Source organism: Zoogloea oryzae (assembly GCF_030161255.1).
GTDB lineage: Bacteria > Pseudomonadota > Gammaproteobacteria > Burkholderiales > Rhodocyclaceae > Zoogloea > Zoogloea oryzae.
Map to the genome: position 1 here is coordinate 1 of NZ_BSPX01000052.1, position 25,486 is coordinate 25,486.

At 65.4% G+C, this 25,486-nt stretch carries 20 protein-coding genes; 15 read left to right on the forward strand and 5 right to left on the reverse strand.

Annotation, left to right across the window (positions count from 1 at the left end):
• Positions 1-136: 136 nt before the first annotated feature.
• Positions 137-1,954 carry a sigma-54-dependent Fis family transcriptional regulator gene (locus QQK25_RS15585; protein WP_284188761.1) on the reverse strand — a complete coding sequence of 606 codons (1,818 nt, stop codon included), beginning with the start codon at positions 1,952-1,954 and terminating at the stop codon, positions 137-139.
• A 644-nt stretch (positions 1,955-2,598) separates the two neighbouring features.
• On the opposite strand from QQK25_RS15585, the gene benA reads away from it, so the two are divergent.
• The 12 genes from benA (at position 2,599) to QQK25_RS15645 (ending at position 17,412) form a co-directional block, all read left to right on the forward strand.
• Entirely contained in the window at positions 2,599-3,972 is a 1,374-nt protein-coding gene (benA, locus tag QQK25_RS15590; protein WP_284188762.1) for a benzoate 1,2-dioxygenase large subunit, read from the forward strand.
• Positions 3,972-4,457 carry a benzoate 1,2-dioxygenase small subunit gene (gene benB / locus QQK25_RS15595; RefSeq protein WP_284188763.1) on the forward strand — a complete coding sequence of 162 codons (486 nt, stop codon included), beginning with the start codon at positions 3,972-3,974 and terminating at the stop codon, positions 4,455-4,457. Before benA ends, benB begins: the two co-directional genes overlap by 1 nt.
• A gap of 67 nt (positions 4,458-4,524) precedes the next feature.
• Positions 4,525-5,538 carry a benzoate 1,2-dioxygenase electron transfer component BenC gene (gene benC / locus QQK25_RS15600; protein ID WP_284188764.1) on the forward strand — a complete coding sequence of 338 codons (1,014 nt, stop codon included), beginning with the start codon at positions 4,525-4,527 and terminating at the stop codon, positions 5,536-5,538.
• Between the two features lies 1 nt (position 5,539).
• Positions 5,540-6,325: a benzoate diol dehydrogenase BenD gene (gene benD / locus QQK25_RS15605; RefSeq protein WP_284188765.1), complete on the forward strand. Its 786-nt coding sequence runs from the start codon at positions 5,540-5,542 to the stop codon at positions 6,323-6,325.
• 58 nt (positions 6,326-6,383) lie between these two features.
• A complete protein-coding gene (locus QQK25_RS15610) occupies positions 6,384-7,697 on the forward strand; it encodes an MFS transporter (RefSeq protein WP_284188766.1) in 1,314 nt (437 codons plus the stop codon).
• 350 nt (positions 7,698-8,047) lie between these two features.
• A complete protein-coding gene (locus tag QQK25_RS15615) occupies positions 8,048-8,995 on the forward strand; it encodes a catechol 2,3-dioxygenase (protein ID WP_153162769.1) in 948 nt (315 codons plus the stop codon).
• Between the two features lie 217 nt (positions 8,996-9,212).
• Positions 9,213-10,673 (forward strand): 2-hydroxymuconic semialdehyde dehydrogenase, encoded by a 1,461-nt coding sequence (locus QQK25_RS15620; protein WP_284188767.1) that lies wholly within the window; start codon positions 9,213-9,215, stop codon positions 10,671-10,673.
• A 10-nt stretch (positions 10,674-10,683) separates the two neighbouring features.
• Positions 10,684-11,523: an alpha/beta fold hydrolase gene (locus QQK25_RS15625; protein ID WP_284188768.1), complete on the forward strand. Its 840-nt coding sequence runs from the start codon at positions 10,684-10,686 to the stop codon at positions 11,521-11,523.
• A 20-nt stretch (positions 11,524-11,543) separates the two neighbouring features.
• On the forward strand, positions 11,544-12,329 hold the full coding sequence (gene dmpE / locus QQK25_RS15630; RefSeq protein ID WP_153162779.1) for a 2-oxopent-4-enoate hydratase: 786 nt from the start codon (positions 11,544-11,546) through the stop codon (positions 12,327-12,329).
• A 25-nt stretch (positions 12,330-12,354) separates the two neighbouring features.
• Entirely contained in the window at positions 12,355-13,143 is a 789-nt protein-coding gene (gene dmpH, locus QQK25_RS15635) for a 2-oxo-3-hexenedioate decarboxylase (protein ID WP_284188769.1), read from the forward strand.
• Between the two features lie 162 nt (positions 13,144-13,305).
• Positions 13,306-16,845, forward strand: a complete 3,540-nt coding sequence (locus tag QQK25_RS15640) for an indolepyruvate ferredoxin oxidoreductase family protein (protein WP_284188770.1) — start codon at positions 13,306-13,308, stop codon at positions 16,843-16,845.
• Positions 16,846-17,058: 213 nt separating this feature from the next.
• Positions 17,059-17,412, forward strand: coding sequence for a LapA family protein (locus tag QQK25_RS15645; protein ID WP_284188771.1), 354 nt, complete (start codon positions 17,059-17,061; stop codon positions 17,410-17,412).
• An 89-nt stretch (positions 17,413-17,501) separates the two neighbouring features.
• Here the strand turns inward: QQK25_RS15645 and alaS are convergent, their stop codons facing one another.
• The gene (alaS, locus tag QQK25_RS15650; protein ID WP_284188772.1) at positions 17,502-20,123 is read right to left on the reverse strand and encodes an alanine--tRNA ligase; all 2,622 of its coding nucleotides are present in this window, start codon (positions 20,121-20,123) and stop codon (positions 17,502-17,504) included.
• A gap of 150 nt (positions 20,124-20,273) precedes the next feature.
• On the opposite strand from alaS, the gene QQK25_RS15655 reads away from it, so the two are divergent.
• Positions 20,274-20,825 carry a cob(I)yrinic acid a,c-diamide adenosyltransferase gene (locus tag QQK25_RS15655; RefSeq protein ID WP_284188773.1) on the forward strand — a complete coding sequence of 184 codons (552 nt, stop codon included), beginning with the start codon at positions 20,274-20,276 and terminating at the stop codon, positions 20,823-20,825.
• Positions 20,826-20,879: 54 nt separating this feature from the next.
• On the opposite strand, the gene murI is transcribed toward QQK25_RS15655, so the two are convergent.
• From murI to queG, 3 genes are all read right to left on the reverse strand, one after another.
• On the reverse strand, positions 20,880-21,689 hold the full coding sequence (murI, locus tag QQK25_RS15660; protein WP_284188774.1) for a glutamate racemase: 810 nt from the start codon (positions 21,687-21,689) through the stop codon (positions 20,880-20,882).
• Between the two features lie 58 nt (positions 21,690-21,747).
• A complete protein-coding gene (locus QQK25_RS15665; protein ID WP_284188775.1) occupies positions 21,748-22,449 on the reverse strand; it encodes an N-acyl amino acid synthase FeeM domain-containing protein in 702 nt (233 codons plus the stop codon).
• 93 nt (positions 22,450-22,542) lie between these two features.
• Entirely contained in the window at positions 22,543-23,628 is a 1,086-nt protein-coding gene (gene queG, locus QQK25_RS15670) for a tRNA epoxyqueuosine(34) reductase QueG (protein ID WP_284188783.1), read from the reverse strand.
• Between queG and tsaE the strand changes: the two genes are divergently transcribed.
• Both tsaE and QQK25_RS15680 read left to right on the forward strand, forming a co-directional pair.
• On the forward strand, positions 23,614-24,144 hold the full coding sequence (gene tsaE / locus QQK25_RS15675; protein ID WP_284188776.1) for a tRNA (adenosine(37)-N6)-threonylcarbamoyltransferase complex ATPase subunit type 1 TsaE: 531 nt from the start codon (positions 23,614-23,616) through the stop codon (positions 24,142-24,144). The two genes, queG and tsaE, sit on opposite strands and share 15 nt — an antisense overlap.
• Complete coding sequence (locus tag QQK25_RS15680) at positions 24,084-25,478, forward strand: N-acetylmuramoyl-L-alanine amidase (protein WP_284188777.1); 1,395 nt, start codon at positions 24,084-24,086, stop codon at positions 25,476-25,478. Before tsaE ends, QQK25_RS15680 begins: the two co-directional genes overlap by 61 nt.
• The last annotated feature ends 8 nt before the right edge of the window (positions 25,479-25,486 follow it).

Below are 25,486 nucleotides of genomic sequence, written 5' to 3' on the forward strand. Positions count from 1 at the left end.
GACTGCGCAGAAGCAGCCAATCCTCCGGCCTACCCCCCCTCCACCGCGCTGAACAACTGCGCTGCGAAGAGGGCCGAATTATAAAGAACTATCAGAAGGCGTCAAGAGGTTTGGGGAAATTAATTCAAAACAGGCCTCAGTCGCCGTCATGAACGATTCCGCGACTCTTCAGCCGGTACACCATCTGCGGCCGGGTGATGCCCAGCAGGCGCGCCGCAGCCGCAATGTTGCCCCCGGCCCGCTCGACCGCGCGCTTGAGTAGCAGCGTCTCGATCTCGTCGAGGGAGACGTTCTCGCATTCGTTGCCATCCCCCAGCAGCAGGTTGTTCACGCCGCGGCTGACCCGGTCGAACTCACAGGCCTGATCCGGCCCCGAGACGAGCGACGCAGGATCACTCGCCACCAGGCGCCCTTCCCGGCCCACTTCAAAGCGCTGCTCGCCAAACTGTTCGCCACTGGTAAACAGATGTGGCGAATCGATGGCGCCGTTCTCTGGCGCGAGGATCGCGCCCCGCTCGATGACGTTTTCGATCTCACGCACGTTGCCCGGCCAGTCATAGGACAGCATGGCATCCACCGCCCGCTGGGTGAAGCCGGTGAGATGGCGCCCATGCAGCCGGTTGAACTTGGTGAGGAAGTGGGTCATCAGCAGCGGGATGTCTTCCCGGCGCTCGCGCAGCGGCGAGATGCGGATCGGGAACACGTTGAGGCGGAAGAACAGATCCTCCCGGAAACGCCCTGCGCGCACTTCTTCCCGCAGATCGACGTTGGTCGCGGCAATCACCCGCACATCGACCTGACGGGTGCAGGTGTCGCCAAGACGCTCTACTTCGCCTTCCTGCAGCACCCGCAGCAGCTTGCCCTGGGCGATGGCGCTGAGGGTGCCGATCTCGTCGAGGAACAGGGTGCCGCCATCGGCGCGCTCAAAACGGCCGGGCCGGCTCTGCATGGCGCCGCTGAAGGCGCCGCGCTCGACGCCAAAGAGTTCGGACTCGATCAGCTGCTCGGGAATTGCCGCGCAGTTGATGGCGACGAAGGGTTTGTCGCTGCGATTGCTCAGACGGTGCAGGTTGCGGGCAAAGACTTCCTTGCCAACCCCGCTCTCACCCAGAAAGAGCACCGTAGCCTGGGTGGGCGCGACGCGCTTCACCATATGTAAGGCGGCAGCGTAGCTGGGCGAGATCCCGACCGGGCCGCTCTTCTGGCCGTCGTCCTCGACGGGACGGCCGACCGTGCTGGCCGGGCGCCCGCCGGGCAGGGCCGGATGCTGGGTGAGGGTCTCGGGCATCATGTAGCGCAGATCCTCGATGCCCTCCTCGCCCCATTCTTCCACCAGCTTGCCGACGATGCGGCACGCCGAATGGCCCATCGACTGGCATTCGACCTCACGGTACAGCACCTGGCGCCCCATGAACTCGGTCGAGAAACCCGACGCGTAGCCGATCTGCATCCAGCAGGCGGGCTCGCTGCCGATCGGGAAGTGGCGCATATGCTCCTCGTCCTCGACCTGGCTGGTCCAGATGAACTCGCCGTAGTGCTGACCGCGCGCCACGTCGAACTCCAGCCGGACGGGCTCGGAGATGCCGATGCCCTCGAGGCAGTGCATCTGCGGGCCAACGACGAACATGTCGCGCAGCGACGTGCGGGAACGCACCTTGCGGGCCATCTGGGCATCGTGGACGCCGGCGTGGTAGCCCATCCGCGTCATGAAGCCACGGGCGACGTCGATGCCGAGGGCTTCGATCATCTCGCGGCGCAGGGTGCCGAGAGACTTGGCGTGGATGAGCAGCATGCGCTGGTCGTCCAGCCAGATGCGGCCGTCGCTGGTCGAGAACCGCAACCTGGCGAGCAGGTCGGAAAAATCAGGAAAACGAAGCTTGTCGTGCTCGACCGATTCTGGGTCGACGATCGGCTTTCCCCGCACGGCCGGCGATGTCCTGGTGACGGTCTTCATGCCTGCTCCCCGGGCGTCTGGCACGCCTTGCTTCTCATCTTGTCTCCATCCTCAATCTCGTTGTTGCGGTTGCAGCGGGCCTCTCGAGCCGGCGCACGCCGTCTTTAGCTTTTAAAGATACGCCGGCTTGAGGGAAAGGAACAACGCCATGAAGCCGACTATGCACGGATTGATGCATATTGCGCCGCAGTATTTATGGGCGCATTAAATCATTTGATTCACAACGCCGGCCAGCCCCCTCTCCCCGGCCGCCCTCGCATCCATGCAAAAAGGGTTCCGCACTCCGGAACAACCCTTGTGCGACAAGGGGATACCTCCGCCAGCCGGCCACGGCTGGCGGGTCATGGCACAGCTCCTGCTAAATCATGAGGCAGAAGGCAGCCAAGTGAGCAAATGCTCGACACCTCATCCGGCCGCCCCAAAACGCCCCCAGAGAGGCACACCAAAGGAGACAGCCATGCAGCACCTCTTGCGCCATCGCGGCCACCACCGCTAGCCAGACCCGCAGCAAGCCCTCCCGCCCAGACAGCCGACCCGCGCCGACGCCGGTCGTCACGGACATCTGTTGCCTGGAAAAACGAAACAAGAGGGGTCGCCAAACCCCGAAGCAGTCCCTTGATTTAGACCATGGATAGGAGATCAGCGTGACCCAGACCACCCAAGACAGCCAACTCAAGATTTCGAAGTTGGAAGCGATGCTGGAGGAGGACCCGGCAAAACAGGTGTACCGCATCGACCGTGCGGCCTTCACCGACCAGGAGCTCTTCGAGCTCGAGATGAAGTACATCTTCGAAGGCAACTGGATCTTCATGGCCCACGAAAGCCAGATCCCGAACCCGAACGACTACTACACCCTGTACGTCGGCCGGCAGCCGGTGATCATCACCCGCGACAAGAATGGCCAGCTGCACGCCATGGCCAACACCTGCACCCACCGCGGCGCAACCCTGGCCCGCCACAAGAAGGGCAACAAGTCGAGCTTCACCTGCCCGTTCCACGGCTGGACCTTCAACAACGCCGGCAAGCTGCTCAAGGTGAAGGACCAGAACCCGGACGCCGGCTACCCCGAATGCTTCAACAAGGAAGGCAGCCACGATCTGGTCAAGCTCGGTGCCTTCGAGAGCTACCGCGGCTTCCTGTTCGGCTCGCTGAACCCGGACGTCGTGCCCCTCGTCGAGCACCTGGGCGAAGCCACCAAGATCATCGACATGATCGTCGACCAGGCCCCGGACGGCATCGAAGTGCTGCGCGGCTCCGGCGCCTACACCTTCGACGCCAACTGGAAGCTGCAGGCCGAGAACGGCGCCGACGGCTACCACGTCACCGCCACCCACTGGAACTACGCCGCCACCCAGGGCCGCCGCACCACCGACGGCAAGGTCGACACCATCAAGGCGATGAGCGCCGGCGGCTGGGCCCGCCAGGGCGGCGGCTCCTACTCGTTCAAGAACGGCCACATGCTGCTGTGGACCAACTGGGCCAACCCCGAAGACCGTCCCCTGTGGGGCAAGCGCGCCGAGTGGATCGAGAAGTTCGGTGAAGCCCGCGCCGACTGGATGCTGAAGAAGTCGCGCAACCTGTGCCTGTACCCGAACGTGTACCTGATGGACCAGTTCAGTTCGCAGATCCGCGTGCTGCGCCCCCTGTCGGTCGACAAGACCGAGGCCGTCATCTACTGCATCGCGCCCAAGGGCGAAGCCCCGGAAGCCCGCCAGCGCCGCCTGCGCCAGTACGAAGACTTCTTCAACGCCACCGGCATGGCCACCCCGGACGATCTGGAAGAGTTCCGCTCCTGCCAGCACGGCTTCAACGCCCGCATCGTCAAGTGGAACGACATGACCCGCGGCGCCACCCACTGGGTGCAGGGCCCGGACGAGAACGCCGACCTGATCGGCCTCAAGCCGGAACTGTCGGGCGTCAAGACCGAGGACGAAGGCCTGTACGTGATGCAGCACCAGTACTGGGTCGAAGTCATGAAGAAAGCCATCCTCGCTGAACAAGAAAACGGAGCCAACTAATGCTGTCCTACGAAGCCATCCAAGCCTTTGTCTTTCAAGAAGCCCGCGCCCTCGATGAGCGCCGCTGGAACGACTGGCTGTCGTTCTACGCCGACGACGTGGAGTTCTGGATGCCGTCGTGGGATGACGACGACACCCTGACCGACGACCCGCACAGCCAGGTCTCGCTGATTTACTACGCGAACAAGCAGGGCCTCGAAGACCGCGTCTTCCGGATCGAGACCGACCGCTCCAGCGCCACCATCCCGGACACCCGCCACTGCCACCTCATCACCAACCTCGAGGTGCTGGCGCAGGACGAGACGAGCGCCAAGGTCCGTTTCAACTGGGCGACCCACAGCTTCCGCTACGACATCCTCGACACCTACTTCGGCTACTCCGAGTACACGATCGACACGTCCGGCGAGAAGCCCCTGATCAAGAAGAAGTACGTGGTCCTGAAGAACGACTACATCCATCACGTTCTCGACATCTACCACATCTGATTCATTGATCGACGACGGCCCGCCTCCGGGCGGGCCGAGCACCACCCTCGCAGAGAAGGACAACTCCATGCCGTACAACATCGCCCTGCAATTCGAAGACGGGGTCACCCGCATCATCCAGTGCGACGCCGACGAACTGGTGGCCGACGCGGCCTACCGCGCCAAGATCAACATCCCGCTCGACTGCCGCGACGGCGCCTGCGGCACCTGCAAATGCCACTGCGAGAGCGGCACCTACACCCAGGGTGTCTATATTGAAGACGCCCTCACCGACGAAGAGGCTTCCCAGGGCTACATCCTCACCTGCCAGATGAAGCCGGCCTCCGACTGCGTGATCCGCATCCCGGCCTCTTCCGCCGCGTGCAAGACCGAAGTCGCCACCCACAGTGCCACCCTCACCGAGATCGACCGCAACTCGCCGACCACCGTCTCCTTCAAGCTCGAAGCCGACAAGGCGATCTCCTTCCTGCCCGGCCAGTACGTGAACCTCGTCGTCCCCGGCACCCAGGAAACCCGCGCCTACTCCTTCAGCAGCGCGCCCAATCAGAGCGGCGTCAGCTTCCTGATCCGCGACGTGCCGAACGGCCTGATGAGCACCTTCATGCGCCAGAAGGCCAGCACCGGCGACACCATGACCTTCACCGGCCCCTTCGGCAGCTTCTACCTGCGCCCAATCGAACGCCCCGTGCTGATGCTCGCCGGCGGCACCGGCCTCGCCCCGTTCCTGTCGATGCTGCTGTCCCTCCAGAACAACCCGCCCGCCCAGCCGATCCTGCTGGCCTACGGCGTGAATACCAACGACGACCTCGTCGAGCTGGAAACCCTCGCTGTCCTCAAGGCCGCCATCCCCGGCTTCGACTTCTTCACTGTCGTCGTCGATCCGGCCAGCGGCCACCCGAAGACCGGCTACGTCACCGACCACCTCACCCCCGCCCAGCTGCACGACGGCAACGTGGATGTGTACGTCTGCGGCCCCCCGCCGATGGTCGAAGGCGTGCGCAAGTGGATGGACGGCGCCGGCGTCACCCCCAACAGCTTCCACTTCGAGAAGTTCTCGTCGTCCACCGCAGGAGCCCACTGACATGGCCGGCGCTAACCGATTCAAGAAGAAGGTCGTCATCGTCACCGGCGCCGCCCAGGGCATCGGCCGCGGCGTGGCGCTGCAGGTGGCCGCCGAAGGTGGTGCAGTGGTGGCTGTCGATCGCTCCGACCTGGTGAAGGACGTCGTCGCCGAGATCAAGGAAGCCGGCGGCAAGGCTATCGCCGTGCAGGCCGACCTGGAAACCTTCGCCGGCGCCCAGTCGGTGATGGACGCCGCCCTCAAGAAGCACAAGCGCATCGACGTGCTCATCAACAACGTCGGCGGCACCATCTGGGCCAAGCCCTTCGAGTTCTACGAAGAAGCCCAGATCGAGGCCGAGATCCGCCGCTCGCTGTTCCCCACCCTGTGGTGCTGCCGCGCCGTGCTGCCAGCCATGCTGGCCCAGAAGAAGGGCGTGATCGTGAACGTCTCCTCCATCGCCACCCGCGGCGTGCATCGCGTGCCCTACTCGGCGGCCAAGGGCGGCGTGAATGCGCTCACCGCCTCCATCGCCATGGAGCACACCAAGGACGGCATCCGCATCAACGCCACCGCCCCCGGCGGCACCGAAGCCCCGCCCCGGCGCATCCCGCGCAACGCCGAGCCGCCCTCCGCGCAGGAAACCGAGTGGTACCAGGGCGTCATCGACCAGACCATCGACTCCAGCCTGATGCACCGCTACGGCACGATCGACGAGCAGGTCGCCCCGATCCTCTTCCTGGCCTCGGACGAGTCCGCCTACATCACCGGGACGATCATCCCGGTCGGTGGCGGCGACCTCGGCTGAAGCCACTACCCCGGCGTCCCATACCCGCCAGCCCATAACTACATAAATCGAGAGACAAATGGCCCAAGTAGACATCCACCACCTGTCAGACCACGCCAAGTTCAACGGCTTCCACGGCATCGTCCTGTTCTGGTGCGCCCTCATCATCATCTTCGACGGCTACGATCTTGCAGTGGCCGGCATCGCCCTCCCGTCGATCATGAAGGAGATGGGCGTCACCCCCGCCACCGCCGGCTACATGGTCAGCTCGGCCCTGTTCGGGATGATGTTCGGCGCGATCTTCCTCGGCACCATCGCCGACAAGATCGGCCGCCGCTGGGCCATCGTGATCTGCATCGTGCTGTTCAGCGCCTTCACCGCCGCCGCCGGCCTGACCACCGACCCGGTCAGCTTCAGCGTGACCCGCTTCCTCGCCGGCCTCGGCATCGGCGGCGTGATGCCCAACGTCGTCGCCCAGATGACCGAGTACTCGCCCCGCAAGATGCGCAGCACGCTGGTCACCCTGATGTTCAGCGGCTACGCGGTGGGCGGCATGCTCGCCGCGGTGCTCGGCAAGGGCCTCATCGAGAGCTATGGCTGGTCCTACGTGTTCTTCGCCGCCGCTGCGCCGATGGTGCTGATCCCCTTCGTGCTCAAGTCGCTGCCCGAGTCCATGCCCTTCCTGGTCAAGACCGGCCGCTTCGACGAGCTGAAGGCCATCGTCCAGCGCCTGGAGCCGAGCTACACCCCGTCGGCCTCCGACGAGTTCGCGCTGCCCGCCGCCCACAAGGCCCACGGCGCGCCGATCGGCAAGCTGTTCCAGGAAGGCCGCGGCTTCTCGACGCTGATGTTCTGGGTCACCTTCTTCATGTGCCTGTTCATGGTGTATGCCCTCAGCTCCTGGCTCACCAAGCTCATGGCCAGCGCCGGCTACAGCCTCGGCTCCGCCCTCACCTTCGTGCTCGTGCTCAACTTCGGCGCGATGATCGGGGCCATCGGTGGCGGCTGGCTGGCCGACCGTTTTCATATCAAGTACGTGCTCCTCGGCTTCTACGCGCTCGCCGCGGTGTCGATCACGCTGCTTGGCTACAAGGTGCCGACCGAGGTGCTGTTCATCCTGGTGGGCCTGGCTGGCGCCTCGACCATCGGCACCCAGATCCTGACCTACGCTTATGTGGGTCAGTACTACCCGATGTCGGTGCGTTCCACCGGCATCGGGTGGGCTTCTGGCGTCGGACGCAGCGGTGCAATCCTGGCCCCGATCGTGATCGGCATCCTGGTGGGCATGAAGCTCCCGCTCGAGCAGAACTTCATGGCCATCGCCATCCCGGCCGTGATCGCCCTGATCTCCGTGGCGCTCATCAACACCAGCCGTTCGGCCACCGCCCACTGATCCACCCGCAGCGCCCCGGCCGCCGACACGCCGCCGGGGCACGCAAACCCCGCGTTGCCGATGGCCCCGAACAGGCCAACACCCCGGCGCGGGCTTCGCCGCCCAACCCGCGGCAGTGCGTCCCCTCAAAAAATATCGATATTGCTGATAAATTTTGAGACTTTTGGCTATGCTATGGGGCGTGCACGTTTTTGCGCGCACAAGCAGCACGAGATGCTTCACCCGCAGAGCGACCTACGGGTCGAAACAGCCGAGGGACTGCACACGCAGCCCGACCGGTACAAGTCGATCGCCCGGTTTCGGGTTTCAGGCGACGACGCACATAAATCAACCCGAAGAGGAGATATTGAATGGCACTCACCGGCGTATTGCGCCCCGGGCACGTCTCGATCCGCGTGCTCGAACTGGAACCGGCCGTCAAGCATTACCGCGACGTGCTCGGCCTCATCGAAGTCGCCCGCGACGCCCAGAACCGCGTCTACCTGAAGGGGTGGGACGAGCAGGACCACAGCAGCGTGATCCTGCGTGAAGCCGACGAAGCCGGCATGGATTACATGGGCTGGAAGGTTGACTCCCCCGCCACCCTCAAGAAGCTGGCTGCCGATGTGGAAGCATCCGGCCTCGCCACCGACCTCTCGTGGGTTCCCGCCGGCGAGCTTCTCGCCACCGGCGAACGCTTCCGCTTCACGGTGCCCACCGGCCACGTGATGGAGCTGTACGCTCAGAAGGACATCGTCGGCAACAACTGCGGCACCGACGGGCAGGACGTCAACCCGGACCCGTGGCCCGACAACCTGAAGGGCATCGCCCCGTCGCGTTTCGACCATTGCCTGCTCTACGGCGATGACCTCGACGGCACCGTCAAGCTGTTCATGGAAGTGCTGGGCTTCGGCCTCGCCGAGAAGGTCTGCCTGTCCGAAAACAAGGACTTCATGATCGGCGCCTTCCTGTCCTGCTCGAACAAGGCCCACGACGTGGCCTTCATCCGCCAGCCGGTGAAGGGCAAGTTCCATCACGCCTCGTTCGAGCTGCGCAGCTGGGAGCAGGTCCTGCGTGCCGGCGACATCCTGTCGCGCACCAAGACCTCCATCGACATCGGCCCGACCCGTCACGGCATCACCCGCGGCGAGACGATCTACTTCTTCGATCCGTCGGGCAACCGCAACGAAGTCTTCGCCGGTGGTTACATCTACTACCCGGACAAGCCGCCCATCACCTGGTACGACGAGTCCCTCGGACCGGCGATCTTCTACCACGATCGCAAGCTGAACGAAGCCTTCCTGAGCGTGTTCACCTGATCCGAAACACCGACCGCGCACCGGCCTCCGATGCGCGGTTTTTTCCTTCTGATCCGCCTCAAAAAAATATCGAGATTTTTAGAAAATATCGGAAAAATAGGCTATTCTATCGAACGTGAATCCTTTCACGCTCACTGCCTTACCGATGGATGAACAGCCGGTCGATGCGGAGCACAGCGGTGAGCAGGGCCGAGACACCACTAAAAGAGAGTACGACATGAAAGAGATCAAGAATTTCATCAACGGTGAGTACGTCACCAACCTCAGCGGCAAGACCTACGAGAAGCGCAACCCGGTCGACAACTCGCTGATCGGCATGGTCTATGAAGCCGGCCAGCCCGAAGTGGACGCCGCCGTCGCCGCCGCCAAGGCCGCCCTGAAGGGCCCCTGGGGCAAGCTGTCGGTGGTCGAGCGCTGCGCCATGCTCGACGCCATCGTCGCCGAGATCAACAACCGCTTCGATGACTTCCTGCAGGCCGAGATCGCCGATACCGGCAAGCCGGCCCACCTCGCCTCGCACATCGACATCCCGCGCGGCGCGGCCAACTTCAAGATCTTCACCGACACGATCAAGAACGTGTCCACCGAATCCTTCGAGATGCGCACCCCGGACGGCAAGACTGCCCGCTCCTACGGCGTGCGCACCCCGCGCGGCGTCATCGGCATCATCTGCCCGTGGAACCTGCCGCTGCTGCTGATGACCTGGAAGGCCGGCCCGGCGCTCGCCTGCGGCAACACTGTCGTCGTCAAGCCCTCCGAAGACACCCCCAGCACCGCCACCCTGCTGGGTGAAGTGATGAACAAGGTCGGCGTGCCCCCCGGCGTGTACAACGTGGTGAACGGCTACGGCGTGAACTCCGCCGGCTCCTTCCTCACCGCCCACCCGGACGTGAACGGCATCACCTTCACCGGCGAAACCCGCACCGGCACCGCCATCATGCAGGCCGCCGCCGTCGGCATCCGCCCGGTGTCGCTGGAACTGGGTGGCAAGAACGCCGCCGTCGTGTTTGCCGATGCCGACTTCGACAACGCCGTCGCCACCGTCACCCGCTCCTGCTTCGAGAACGCCGGCCAGGTGTGCCTCGGCACCGAGCGCGTGTACGTCGAGCGCCCGATCTTCGACAAGTTCGTCGCCGCCCTGAAGGAAAAGGCCGAGCAGATGAAGCCGGGCCGCCCCTTCGACCACGACACCAAGATCGGCCCGCTGGTCAGCAAGAAGCACCAGGCCAAGGTGCTGGGCATGTACGCCAAGGCCAAGGAAGAAGGCGCCAACATCGTCTTCGGCGGCGGCATCCCCGACATGCCGGACGACCTGAAGGACGGCTGCTGGGTTCAGCCCACCATCTGGACCGGCCTGCCCGAAACCGCCACCGTCGTCACCGAAGAAATCTTCGGGCCGTGCTGCCACATCAGCCCGTTCGACAGCGAAGACGAAGTGCTGAACAAGGTCAACGCCAACCGCTACGGCCTCGCCACCTCCATCCACACCCAGGACATCAGCCGCGCCATGCGCCTGGCCAACGCCATCGAAGTGGGCCTGTGCTGGGTCAATAGCTGGTTCCTGCGCGACCTGCGCACCCCGTTCGGCGGCTCCAAGCAGTCTGGCATCGGCCGTGAAGGCGGCGTGCACTCGCTGGAGTTCTACACCGAGCTGCGCAACGTGATGGTCAAGTACTGAGCGATCAGCGATGACTCAGAATCCCGAAATCGGCAAGCGCGTTCGCACCGGCGGGTTCGAGACCAACGTCCATGATGTGGGCAGCGGCGCTCCGGTGCTGCTGATCCACGGCTCGGGCCCGGGCGTCTCCGCCTGGGCCAACTGGCGGCTGGTCATCCCCGCGCTGGCGAAGGATCGCCGCGTGATCGCCCCGGACATGGTGGGCTTCGGCTACACCGACCGTCCGGCCGGCATCCAGTACAGCATGGACACCTGGGTCCAGCAGGCCCTCGATCTGCTCGACACCCTCGGGCTCGAACAGGTGGATCTGGTCGGCAACTCCTTCGGCGGCGCCCTGGCCATGGCCCTGGCGATCCGCGCCCCCCAGCGGGTGCGCCGGCTGGTGCTGATGGGTTCGGTGGGCGTGCCCTTCGCGATCACCGAAGGGCTCGACGCGGTGTGGGGCTACGAGCCGTCCTTCGAAGCCATGCGCGGGATCATGGATTACTTCGCCTGGAGCCGCGAACTCGTCTCCGACGAACTCGCCGAGCTGCGCTACCAGGCCAGCATCCGCCCGGGCTTCCAGGAATCCTTCGCGGCCATGTTCCCCGCCCCGCGCCAGCGCTGGGTGAATGCCATGACCAGCCGCGAAGCCGACATCCGCGCCCTGCCCCACGAGACGCTGATCATCCACGGCCGCGAAGACAAGGTGATTCCGCTATCCAACTCGCTTACCCTTGCCGAGTGGATTGCGAACGCCCAGCTCCATGTGTTCGGCCACTGCGGTCACTGGACCCAGATCGAGCACAACGCCCGCTTCAACCGGCTCGTCGGCGACTTCCTCGCCGAAGCCGACCAGCAGACTTCCTGACATCCGAGGTTTACCCCATGTTGAACAAATCCAAGATCGAACAATACGGCGACGAACTCTACAACGCCCTCGTCACCCGCACCCCCGTTGCCCCGCTGACCGACCGCGAAGCCGAGATCACCATCGAGGACGCCTACCAGATCCAGCAGCGCATGATCGCCCGCCGCCTCGAAGCCACCGGCGAGACCATCATCGGCAAGAAGATCGGCGTGACCAGCAAGGTCGTGATGGACATGCTCAAGGTCAACCAGCCCGACTTCGGCATGCTCACCTCCGGCATGGTCTTCAACGAAGGCGAAGCCGTCGACACCAGCAAGATGATCGCCCCGCGCGCCGAAGCAGAAGTGGCCTTCATCCTCAAGTCTGACCTGATGGGCCCGGGCGTCACCGCCGCCGACGTGCTGCGCGCCACCGACTGCGTGGTGCCGTGCTTCGAGATCGTCGATTCCCGCATCCAGGACTGGAAGATCAAGATCCAGGACACCGTCGCCGACAACGCCTCCTGCGGCGTGCTCACCCTCGGCGGCCGTCGCAAGAGCCCCCGCGACATCGACCTGGCCCTGGCCGGCATGGTCCTCGAGAAGAACGGCGAAGTGATCAGCACCTCCACCGGCGCCGCCGTGCAGGGCTCCCCGGTCAACGCCGTGGCCTGGCTGGCCAACACCCTTGGCCGCCTGGGCATCGGCCTCAAGGCCGGCGAAGTGATCCTGTCCGGTTCCCAGTCCCCGCTCGTCCCGGTCAAGGCCGGCGACAGCCTGGTGTGCTCCGTCGGTGGCCTCGGCAGCACCTCGGTCCGCTTCATCTGATACTGAACAATAGAGAGACACAGCAATGAAACTCGATAACGCAACCATCCTGAAGCTCGCCGAGCACCTCGAAAACGCCGAACTGCAGGCCAAGGACGTCACCAAGATCACCGACGACTACCCGGACATGGACTGGGATGACGCCTACGCCATCCAGGACGAAATCCGCCGCCGCAAGGAAGCCCGTGGCAACAAGGTCGCCGGCCTCAAGTGCGGCCTCACCTCCTTCGCCAAGATGAAGCAGATGGGCGTCGAGACCCCGGTGTTCGGCTTCGTCGCCGACTACATGTCCCGCCCGGACGGCGGCGAGATCAAGCACGCCGAGCTGATCCACCCGAAGGTCGAGGCCGAGATCTGCATCGTCACCAAGGCCCCGCTGAAGGGCCCCGGCTGCCACGTGGGCACCGTGATGGCCGCCGTGGATTTCGTGCTGCCGGCCGTCGAGATCATCGACAGCCGCTACCGTGACTTCAAGTTTGACCTGAAGAGCGTGATCGCCGACAACACCTCGTCGTCGCGCTTCGTGATCGGCGGCAACATGCGCAACCTCGACGAACTCGACCTGCGCACCCTGGGCGTGGTGCTCGAGATCAACGGCGAGATCAAGGCCATGGCCGCCGGCGCCGCCGTGCTGGGCCACCCGCTGGCCGCCGTCGCCATGCTGGCCAACCACCTGGGCGCCCGCGGCCAGGAAATCCCGGCCGGCACCTTCATCATGACCGGCGGCGTCACCGAGGCCATCGCCGTCAATCCGGGCGACAACGTGAACGTGCGCTTCCAGGATCTGGGCTCCGTCTCTATGCGCTTCGTGTAAGCGCCCATGGCGCGGCGGGCCAGCCGGCCAGCCGCGCCATCACCCGATTCAACAACCGGTCAGCATCGATCCGGCGACCGCCGCCACGGCCGTCGCCGGCCTTCGCACGAGAGCAGCAGGCAGGGCGCCGACCGGGAGGGGACACACAAGAGGACAACAAAAATGTCATCCAAGCAAGGCATCAGCAACACCTTCACCCGCGAGACAGGCGAGATCCACCTGGGCGGGATCGACGCCATCGTCCGGCTGACCCTCGACCAGGTGCGCACCGACGCCCGGCGCGGGCTCAAGACCGGCATGTTCATCTCCGGCTATCGCGGCTCCCCGGTGGGGATGCTCGACGCCGCCCTCATCAAGCAGCAGAAGCTGCTCGTCGAGAACAACATCAAGTTCGTCGATGGCCTGAACGAAGATCTGGCCGCCACCGCCGTCTGGGGCACCCAGATGATGCACACCGTCGGCAAGCAGAAGTTCGACGGCGTGACCGGCATGTGGTACGGCAAGGCCCCGGGCGTGGATCGCTCGGGCGACGCCCTCAAGCACGCCAACTACACCGGCATCGGCAAGAACGGCGGCGTGCTCGCCATCGCCGGCGACGACCCCAGCTGCAAGAGTTCGTCCCTGTGCTCGCAATCCGAGCCGATGCTCTTTCACGTGGGCATCCCATCCCTCTACCCGGCCAACGTGCAGGAGATCCTCGACCTGGGCCTGCACGGCTACCAGATGTCGCGCATGGCCGGCGTGTGGATGGGCATGAAGATCGTCACCAACGTGGCCGACGGCACCGGCACCGCCAACGTCGATCCGGCGCGCCTGAACTTCCTCACCCCGGATCTGACCTTCGACGGCAAGCCCTTCACGCCCAACATGAACCTGGGCATGAACGTGCGCGTCGAGGCGCTGGAGATGGAGCAGTCGCTCTACACCCGCCGCCTCGAGGTGGTGAAGCGCTACGCCCGCGAGAACAAGCTCAACAACATCGTGATCCCCAACCCGGACGCGTGGCTGGGCATCATCACCGCCGGCAAGACCTACAACGACCTGATGCAGGCCTTCCTCGAGATGGGCCTGGACGACGCCGCGCTGCGCCGCTACGGCATCCGCGTGCTCAAGATGGGCATGCTGTTCCCGATGGAACCGACCATCGTCCGCGAGTTTGCCGAAGGCCTCGAAGAGATCTTCGTGATCGAAGAGAAGCGCCCCTTCCTCGAGATGTTCGCCAAGCAAGTGATGTACGGCCGCGCCAACGCGCCGCGCATCGTCGGCAAGTTCGACGAGGAGGAAAAGGAGCTGCTGCCCCACTACGGCGAGTTCGAATCCGACGTGATCGTGCGCGCGCTGCTCAAGCGCCTGTCGCGCAAGACGCGCATCGAGTCGGCCGAAGCCTGGCTCAAGCGCCTCGACGAGATCCACGAGCGCACCAAGCTGCCGACCACCGCGCGCACCGCGTGGTACTGCTCGGGCTGCCCGCACAACAGCTCCACCGTGGCGCCGGAAGGCAGCATCGTGTCGGCCGGCATCGGCTGCCACACCATGGCCATGTGGATGAACCGCAACGTGGTGATGGGCACCCACATGGGGGCTGAAGGCGCCCAGTGGATCGGCATGGCGCCCTTCACCGAGACCGGCCACATCTTCCAGAACATGGGCGATGGCACCTACGCCCACTCGGGCAGCCTGGCGATCCGCTACGCCGCGTCCACCGACATCAACATCACCTTCAAGCTGCTGGTGAACTCGCACACGTCGATGACCGGCGGTCAGGCCATCCAGGGCGCCAATCCGGTGCCCAACATGGTCGCGGACCTGCTCGCCAACGGCGTGCGCCGCGTCATCGTGACCACCGACGAGCCGGGCAACTACTCGGGCATCTCGCTGGCTGGCCACACCGAAGTGTGGCACCGCGACCGCCTGGACGAAGCCCAGCGCGAACTCGCCGCCACCCCCGGCACCACCGTGCTGATCCACGACCAGGAGTGCGCCGCCGAGCTGCGCCGCGCCCGCAGCCGCGGCAAGGCCGAAGAGCCGGCCGAGGTGGTGGTCATCAACGAGCGCGTCTGCGAAGGCTGCGGCGACTGCGGCGAGAAATCCAACTGCATGAGCGTGGAGCCGGTGCAGACCGAGTTCGGCCGCAAGACGCGCATCCACCAGTCGTCGTGCAACAAGGATTTCTCGTGCGTGAAGGGCTTCTGCCCGTCCTTCCTGACCGTCACCCCCAACCCGGCCCCGGCCTCGGAGGGCGCGCCCAAGAAGAAGAAAGGCCGCATCCCGGCCCTCGACCGTGAGCTGCCGGCACCGGTGAACAAGATCGACGACACCATCGGCGTGGGCATCCACGTGATGGGCATCGGCGGCACGGGTTCCGTCACCGTGGTGGCGACCCTCGCCAACGCCGCGCGCCTCGAAGGCAAGCACGTGATCGGCCTCGATCAGACCGGCCTCGCCCAGAAGGGCGGCGCGGTGATCTCGGACATCAAGATCACCCACAAGCCGTTCCAGGGTTCCAACAAGATCTCCGACGGGCGTGCCGACCTCTACCTGGGCTTCGACATCCTGAACGCGACCGATCCGAAGAACCTGGACAAGTGCAGCCCCAACCGCACCATCGCCATCGTCTCCACCACCCAGACGCCGACCGGTCAGATGGTCACCAACCGGCGCAACCCGTTCCCGGCGGTGGCGGCACTCACCGCCGGCATCGACCGCGTCACCCGCAAGGAAGACAATGTCTTCCTGGATGGCCAGGCGATGGCCGAGGGGCTGTTTGGCGATGCGATGGCGACCAACAACTTCATGGTGGGCGTGGCCTACCAGGCGGGCACCATTCCGCTGAAGGCCGAATCCATCGAGCAGGCCATCAAGAACTCCGGCGTAGGGGTCGAGCAGAGCCTCGCCGCCTTCCGCTGGGGCCGCATGGTGGTGGTCGATCGCGCCTTCGTCGAAGCCGAGATCGCCCGTCAGGCCGGCGCCGGGGTCTTCACCCTCAACCCGCAGCCGCAGCTCTCGGCCACCGCCCGGGCGATCGTCGAATCCGTGGGTGCCCAGGGCGAGGTGAAGCGCCTGGTCGAGGTGCGCGTGCCCGAGCTGATCGCCTTCCAGGACGAAGCCTATGCCAAGCGCTACGCCGACGTGATCAAGCGCGTCGTCGCCGCCGAGCAGCGCGTGCTGCCGGGCAGCGCGCTCTCCGAGGCCGCCGCCCGCTACCTGTACAAGCTGATGGCCTACAAGGACGAGTACGAAGTCGCCCGCCTGCACACCGACCCGGCCTTCCTGGCCCAGCTCGACGCGCAGTTCAAGCACGGCTACACGGTCAAGTACAACCTGGCGCCTCCGCTCCTGGCCGACCGCGACCCGAAGACCGGCCACCTGCAGAAGAAGCAGTACGGCCAGTGGATGTTCAAGGCCTTCCAGCGTCTGGCCGGGCTGAAGAAGCTGCGTGGCGGTGCGCTGGATCTGTTCGGCAAGACCGAGGAGCGCCGCACCGAGCGTGACCTGATCGACGAGTACATCAAGACCCTCGACGAGATCGTCACCAAGCTCTCGCCCAGCAACCACGCAGCGGCGGTCGCCCTCGCCAGCGTGCCGGACGAGATCCGCGGCTTCGGCCACGTGAAGGAGAAGAACCTGGCCGTTGCCCGCAAGCTGCAGGCCGAGCGGCTCGACGCCTTCCGCAACGCCCAGGCCGTGCGCCTGACCGCCTGACGCGCACCAGGCGCCAGACCGGCAGCAAGACAGACGCCCCGTGGCCTCACCCGCCACGGGGCGTTCTTCATTGAAGCTGCGGGTAGCGCGCCGGGCTGCTCGCGCCATTCGATGGGAAACCGGCGGCACAGCCAGCGATACCCATCCTGGGCTGCGGGCTGCGCACGGAATGCACTAGAATCGACCTGGTCCGCCAATAACAAGGAGAAGTCCATGCAACTGCTCACCCTGGTCGGCATGCTGATCACGATCGCCAGCGTCATCTTCGCCACCGCCAACACGACCGAAGTGACGGTCACGCTGCTGGGCTCATCCTTCACCGGTCCCCTGGGCGTGCTGCTCCTGGTGGCGCTTGCCATCGGCGGGCTGATCGTCGCGCTGGTCTCCACGCCGGGCACCCTGCGCCGCCAATGGCGCATCAAGCACCTGGACAAGCGGGTGGCCGAACTCGAAAAGACCTGCGCAGCCCAGAAGGAGCGCATCGAGCGCCTCGAGCGGGGCGAGAGCGTGCCGGAGGTCACCTCAGCGGCGGCGTTCGACGTGAATGCCTCGCGGCTGATGTTCTGACCGCCCCGCCCGCGATCACCGCGGGTTTCCCGGCTTCCAAAAAACAAACCCGGCACAAGGCCGGGTTTGTTTTTGAGCTGAGGCGCAGCTTACAGCTTGCCGGCTACCCAGCCGACCACCGAATCCAGCGCCGCGGGCAGCGCCGCCGCATCGGTGCCACCGGCCTGGGCCATGTCCGGGCGGCCGCCGCCCTTGCCGCCCACCTGCTGGGCCACAAAGTTGACCAGCTCACCGGCCTTGACCTTGCCGGTGAGATCGGCGGTCACGCCGGCGATCAGGCTCACCTTGCCATCATTGACGCTGGCCAGCACCACGGCGGCGCTCTTCAGCTTGTCCTTCAGCTTGTCGAGGGTCTCGCGCAGGGTCGCCACGTCGGCGCCTTCCAGCGTCGCGGCGAGCACCTTGGCGCCGGCCACGTCGGCGGCCTGATTGACCAGATCGTCGCCCTGGCTGGCGGCGAGCTTGCTCTTCAGGCGGGCGAGTTCCTTCTCCAGCGCCTTCACGTTGTCCATCACCTGGGCCACGCGGGCCAGCACCTCTTGCGGCTGGGCCTTGAGGGCGCCGGTGACGCCATCCAGCAGCTTCTGCTGATCCTGCACCAGGGCCACGGCCACGTCGCCGCACACTGCCTCGATCCGCCGCACGCCGGCAGCCACGCCGCCTTCGAGGGTGATCTTGAACAGGCCGATGTCGCCAGTGCGCGCCACGTGGGTGCCGCCGCAGAGCTCCTTCGACGAGCCGATGGTGAGCACGCGCACCTCGTCGCCGTACTTCTCGCCGAAGAGCATCATCGCGCCGGTCTTCTGGGCGGATTCGATGTCCATCACGCTGGCGTCGGTGGCGGCGTTGGCGATGATCTCGTCGTTCACGATGCGCTCGATGCGGGCGATCTCTTCGGCCGTCACCGGCTGGGTGTGGGCGAAGTCGAAGCGGGTCTTGTCGGGATCGACCTGCGAGCCCTTCTGCTGCACGTGCTCGCCCAGCACTTCGCGCAGGGCCTTGTGCATCAGGTGGGTGGCGGAGTGGTGGCGGGCGGTGCGGGCGCGAGCCTGCAGATCCACCTTGGCCGTCACGCCGTTGCCCACGGTGAGCTTGCCGGTGGTGACCACGCCGTGGTGGCCGAACACGGTGGCCTGGATCTTCTGGGTGTCTTCCACCGCGAAGATGCCATGCACCGAGCGCAGCTCGCCCCGGTCGCCCACCTGGCCGCCGGATTCGGCGTAGAACGGGGTGTCGTCCAGCACCACCACGCCCATGTCGCCTTCGGCGAGTTCATTGACGGGCACGCCGTCCTTGTAGAGCGCCAGGATGTTGCCCTTGTGCTCCAGGGAGTCGTAGCCGTGGAAGGTGGTGGCCGGGCCGTCGTATTCGAGGTTGGCGGCCATCTTGAACTTGCCGGCGGCGCGGGCCTGTTCCTTCTGGCGGGCCATCGCGGCATCGAAGGCGGCGCCGTCGACGGTCACGTTGCGCTCGCGGCACACGTCGGCGGTCAGATCCAGCGGGAAGCCGAAGGTATCGTGGAGCTTGAAGGCGGTCTCGCCGTTGAACACGGTGTTGCCGGCGGCGGCCATCGCGGCGAGCTCGCCTTCGAGGATCGCCATGCCGTTTTCAATCGTGGCGAAGAAGCGGTCTTCTTCCTGCTTGAGGATGTCGGTGATGCGCTGCTGGCCGGCCTTGAGTTCGGGATAGGCTTCGCCCATCTCGGCGACGAGATCCGGCACCATCTTGTGGAAGAACGCGGCGCGGGCGCCCAGCTTGTAGCCGTGGCGGATGGCGCGGCGGATGATCCGGCGCAGCACGTAGCCGCGGCCTTCGTTGCCGGGGATCACGCCGTCGGCGATCAGGAAGGAGCAGGCGCGGATGTGGTCGGCCAGCACCTTGAGGGACGGGCTGTCCATGTCGGCGTCGCTGGTCTCGCGGGCGGCAGCCTTGATGAGTGCCTGGAACAGGTCGATCTCGTAGTTGGCATGCACGTGCTGGAGCACCGCGGAGATGCGCTCGAGACCCATGCCGGTATCCACCGACGGCTTGGGCAGCGGATGCATCACGCCGGCCTCGTCGCGGTTGAACTGCATGAACACGTTGTTCCAGATCTCGATGAAGCGGTCGCCGTCTTCTTCGGGCGATCCCGGGGGGCCGCCCCAGATGTGCTCGCCGTGATCGTAGAAGATCTCGGTGCACGGGCCGCAGGGGCCGGTATCGCCCATCATCCAGAAGTTGTCGGAGGCGTAGCGTGCGCCCTTGTTGTCACCGATGCGGATGACCTTGTCGGCAGGCACACCGATTTCCTTGGTCCAGATGTCGTAGGCCTCGTCGTCCTCGGCATACACGGTGACGGTGAGCTTGTCCTTCGGCAGCTTGAAGACGACGGTGAGGAGTTCCCACGCGTAATTGATCGCGTCGCGCTTGAAGTAATCGCCGAAGCTGAAATTGCCCAGCATCTCGAAGAAGGTGTGGTGACGCGCGGTGTAGCCGACGTTTTCGAGGTCGTTGTGCTTGCCGCCGGCGCGGACGCACTTCTGGGACGTGGTGGCGCGGGTGTAGGGGCGCTTGTCGAAGCCGAGGAAGACATCCTTGAACTGGTTCATGCCCGCGTTGGTGAACAGCAGGGTCGGGTCCTCGTGGGGCACCAGCGAGCTGGAGGCCACGATCTGGTGGCCCTTGGAGGCAAAGAATTCAAGGAACTTCTGGCGGATTTCGGCGCTTTTCATCGGCGTGGGGTCTCCGGGTGGCGTCGCGGGGGACGGTCGGGGGAACGCAAGTTTCAAAGCCTGAAATTGTAGCATCCAACCCCGCCGCGCCCTGATGGCTATAATCCGCCGTTCAATAACAGACAAACACCTTGAACGAGGGAGACAGCAATGGGCCACCGACTTTCCAAGATCTACACCCGAACCGGCGACGCCGGCACCACCGGCCTGGGCAACGGCAACCGGGTTTCCAAGAACAGCCTGCGCATCCACACCCTGGGCGAGGTGGATGAAGTGAACGCCGCCATCGGCATCCTGCTGTGCGAGGAGCTGCCCGACGACGTGCGCACCCTGCTCACCAACGTGCAGCATGATCTGTTCGATCTGGGCGGCGAGGTGTGCATCCCGGGCATGGAGATGATCACCGCCAAGCAGGTTCAGTACCTGGAAGACGAACTCGACCGTTTCAACGACGATCTGGAACCGCTGAAGGATTTCATCCTGCCCGGCGGCACCCGCGCGGCGGCGCTGTCCCACCAGGCGCGCACCATCTGCCGGCGCGCCGAGCGGATGATTGTTGCGCTGGGCCAGGAAGAAGCGGTGAACGACGCGCCACGCCAGTATCTCAACCGCCTGTCGGATCTGCTCTTCGTGCTTGGCCGCGTGCTCAACCGCGCCGGCGGCCGCGGCGACGTGCTGTGGCAGAAGCGCAAGAACGCCTGATCCGCGCTCCGCTGCAAACAAAAACGGCTGCCGATTCGGGCAGCCGTTTTTTGTTTACCAGTCGACCTTGTCGACCTGCCCGAGGGAGCGCCCGAGGAAGCGCTCGCCGATGGTCTGGAAGCGCAGCGGGATGTCGGTGACGGTGTAGCGGTAGGTGGAGAGGGATTCGCCGTCGTTGGCGATGCCCAGTTCGGCAAGCTTCTGGGCAGCCTGCTCGGCGACGGTGATCGCCGAATCCACCAGCCGCACGTTGGGGCCGACCACATCCTGCAGCAGCGGCTTGATGAGCGGGTAGTGGGTGCAGCCGAGCACCAGGGTATCGACGTTTTCCACCAGAACCGGGCGCAGGTATTCCTGGGCGGTGAGGCGGGTCACCTCGTGCTCCAGCCAGCCTTCCTCGACCAGCGGCACGAACAGCGGACAGGCCTGGGAATACACCCGCACGTTCGGATCAAGGGCGTGCATCCGGCGGGCATAGGCGTTGCTGTTGATGGTGGTGGGGGTGCCGATGACGCCGATGGCACGGGAGGTGGATTCGGCCACCGCGGCCCGGGCGCCGGCCTCGATCACATCCAGCACCGGGATGCTGCCGGCCTTCTCCTTGACCACATGGGCCGCCACCGCCGCCATGGTGTTGCAGGCGATGATGAGCATCTTCACGCCCTGGTCGAGGAGGTAATCGGTGATCTGGCCGGTGAAGTGCTCGATGGTCGCCACCGACTTGACGCCGTAGGGCACCCGGGCGGTGTCGCCGAAGTAGACGATGTTCTCGAGCGGAAGGCGCTCCATCAGCGCGCGCACGACGGTGAGACCGCCCACGCCGGAGTCGAAGACCCCGATCGGCAGCTTGCCAATATCAGACATGATCGGAAGGAAAAACGGGGAAGCCGGATTCTACGCCACTCGGCGCAGCGGCGCGGGGCTAGTAGCCGAGACGGGCGACCAGCTCTTCCTCTTCCTCGGCGCTGAGGGCGAACTTGTAGGCGGATTTTTCGTCCGGCAGTTCACGCCATTTGCCGCCGATCTCATTCAGGCGCCGCTCGATCTTGGCGCAGGAGATGTGCATCAGGATGGCGGGCGCATTGACGCGTTCGCAGGTGCGTTCGGCACCAATCTGTTCAAACTCGAGCAGGCGCTCGTAGAAGGCCCGGTGACGCGGATTGATCTCGATGAGGATGTCGGTGCAGCCCTTCACGCGGTGGGCGTAGATATAGAGCAGGTGCACCAGCGAGATGATGAGGCGCTTGGAACGCGCCGACGGGTCGATCGCAAAACGCCCGAACTCGCACAGCTTGGCGCCCTGAGAGCGCAGACGGGCGGCTTCGGCGCCGTAAGTGGCATCGAGGGCGAGGCCGGCGGGGGAATCGACGTTCACCGTCACCGTGGCGTAAACGCGGCCGAAGAGCTCGGCGTTCATGGTGAGCTGGTTGGGTTCGTCCGCCACGCCCACCTGACCATAGCCGCGCCATGCATAGCGCTTCTGGATCAGCAGGTCCGTCTCCCGGCGCCGTTCGCCGTCCCGCATCAGCATCTTGATGCGAAACTTGTCCTGCCGCTCGCTGGCGGCATTGACAGTCGGTCCATCCTCCGCGATGCACAGCGGATCGAACCTCCACGCCTCCATGGCGGTCACTTCCGCCAGAGTCTGTGGCGCGCGTGCGTCTTCAGCGGGTTTGGGAGAGGGTTTTCGAAACATCGCCGCGTACTATACCGTGCCTTAAGCACCGGGAACACCGTGTCTTAGTAGCGCCCATGTGACATGCTCCCTGACGATCGCCGAAGAATCGCCCTGTCGCGCCCTCAGGGCAGCGATAAGCCCGGGTGTGGCGGTGCTATTGCCCATCGCGACTGCAATATTGCGCAACCAGCGCTCATGGCCGATCCGGTATATCGGACTGCCGGCCATGCGCTCGGCGAACTGTTTTTCGTCCCATCCGAAGAGCTCCACCAAGGTCGCCGAATCGAGGCCGTGACGGGGTGCAAGGTCGGCCTCGGCGGTCGGGCGGGCGAAGCGGTTCCACGGGCACACCAGCTGGCAGTCGTCGCACCCGTAGATCCGGTTGCCGATCAAGCTGCGGAGTGCTTCGGGGATGCTGCCGTGCAGCTCGATGGTCAGATACGAAATGCAGCGCCGGGCGTCCACCTGGTAGGGCGCGACGATCGCCCCGGTCGGGCAGGCGGAGATGCACGCCGAGCAGGTGCCACAATGGCCTTCCACAGGCCCATCCACCGGTAGCGGCAGGTCGATGTAGATCTCACCCAGAAAGAAGAACGAACCGGCTTCGCGCGACAGCAACAGGCTGTGCTTGCCCCGCCAGCCCAGCCCGGCCTTGCCGGCCAGCGCCACCTCCATCACCGGCGCCGAATCCACGAACACCCGATGGGCGTTGGGCGCTTCGGCGGCGATGCGATCGGCGAGCCGCTGCAGGCGGGCGCGCAGCACCTTGTGGTAATCGCGCCCAAGGGCGTAGCGAGAGATGTAGGCCTTGCCCGGCTGGTCGAGCACCGCCTCGGCGGCAGCGGCGTCGGGCAGGTAGGACATGCGCGCCGAGATCACCCGACTGGTGCCCGGCAGCAGTTCGGCCGGACGGGAGCGCTTCGTCCCGTGTTTCTCCATATAATCCATCTGCCCGTGAAAGCCGGCGGCCAGCCAGGCCGCAAGTCCGCTTTCCGCTTCGGCCAGCCCGGTGTCGGAAATCCCCACCGCGTCAAACCCGAGCTCTCGCCCCCACGCCTTGATGCGTGCCGCGAGACCTGCCAGATCCCCATGCCCACCAGGAAGAATGTCGTGCTCCACGCTCATCACGAACATGATAACGATCCGTCGCCCAGCCTGCACCTGCCGGACGAAAGCGCGACGCTTGCAGCCGGCGAGCGCCTTGCCGGCGCCCTGCCCTCACGGCTGACCATCTACCTGCGGGGCGACCTGGGCGCCGGCAAGACCACCCTCACCCGCGGCCTGCTGCGGGGTCTGGGATTTGCCGGGAAAGTCAAAAGTCCAACGTATACCTTGGTCGAACCTTATAAAGATTCTAGAATAACCGTATATCACTTTGATTTTTATCGCTTCACCCATGCAGATGAGTTTCTTGAAGCCGGCCTGGACGAGTATTTCGAGGGCGACGGCATCCGTCTCGTCGAGTGGCCTGACCGCGCCCACCCCTATCTCTGCGCGGCGGATCTCGAAGTCGAACTGCAGCTTGCAGCAGACGGCGGGCGCCAGCTTGCACTGCACGCGCTGAGCACGGAGGGTCAACGATGTCTCGAAAAGTTCACCGCCCTGCCGGCAAAGCCGTCGCCGAACCCGCCGGCCTGCTGAGCCGCCGGCGCTTCATCGGCTCGACCAGTGCGGCGCTCCTGCTGCTGGTGAGCCGCAGCGGCCAGGCCGCCCAGACTTCCGTGCTGGCCGTGCGCGTGTGGCCCGCCAAGGATTACACCCGGATCACCCTCGAAAGCCGCGAACCGCTGGTGTTCACCCACCAGTCGGTGCGCAACCCGGAACGCCTGGTGGTGGACCTGGAAGGCGTCGAGCTGAACGAGGTGCTCCAGTCGCTGCCCACCAAGATCACCGGCCAGGACCCGTACATCCAGCTCATCCGCGCCGGGCGCAACCGCCCGGGCGTCGTCCGGCTGGTCATCGAGCTCAAGGCCGAGGTCAGCCCGCAGGTGTTCACCCTGCGTCCGGTGGGCGAATACGGCCACCGGCTGGTGCTGGATCTCTACCCCACCGAACCCGTCGATCCGCTCCTCGCCCTGCTCGAGAAGATCTCTCCGGAAGAGGCCGCCGCCGGCGGCGCCACGCCGCCCCAGCGCAACGACGACAAGCCTCGCAGGACCGCCGAAGCGCCCCGTGGCAAGCCCGCCGAGCCCACGCCGCGCCGTGATGCGCCGCCGGCCGAGGAGCCCCGCCGCGCGGACGACGACGACACCGTCAGCCGCCTGATCACCGTCGCCATCGACCCCGGCCACGGCGGCGAAGACCCGGGCGCCGTGGGCGCAGCCGGCAGCTTTGAAAAGCACGTCACCCTGGCCGTTGCCCGCCGCCTCAAGGCACGCATCGACGCCCAGCCCAACATGCGGGCGATGCTCACCCGCGACGCCGATTACTTCGTGCCGCTGCAGCAGCGCGTGGCCAAGGCCCGCCGGGTGCAGGCCGATCTGTTCGTGTCGATCCACGCCGACGCCTTCATCAGCCCGACAGCGCGGGGCAGCTCGGTGTTCGTGCTGTCCGAGAAAGGCGCATCGAGCACCGCCGCGCGCCTGCTGGCCCAGAAGGAAAACGCGGCCGACCTGATCGGCGGGGTGAACATCGGGGTGAAGGACAGCCACCTGGCGCGCACCCTCCTCGATCTGTCGCAGACCGCGGCGATCAACGACAGCCTGAAGGTGGGCAAGGCAGTGCTGGGCGAACTCGGCAACATCAATCGCCTGCACAAGGGCGAGGTTGAACAGGCCAGCTTTGCGGTGCTGAAGGCGCCGGACATCCCGTCCATTCTGGTCGAGACGGCCTTCATCTCGAACCCTGAAGAGGAAGCCCGCCTGAACGACGAGGCCTACCAGGAGCGCATGGCCGAAGCCATCGTCCGCGGTCTGCGGCGTTACTTCGCGCGCAATCCGCCGATGGCCAAATCCAAGCTGGCGCGGCTCGACTGAAACCGCGC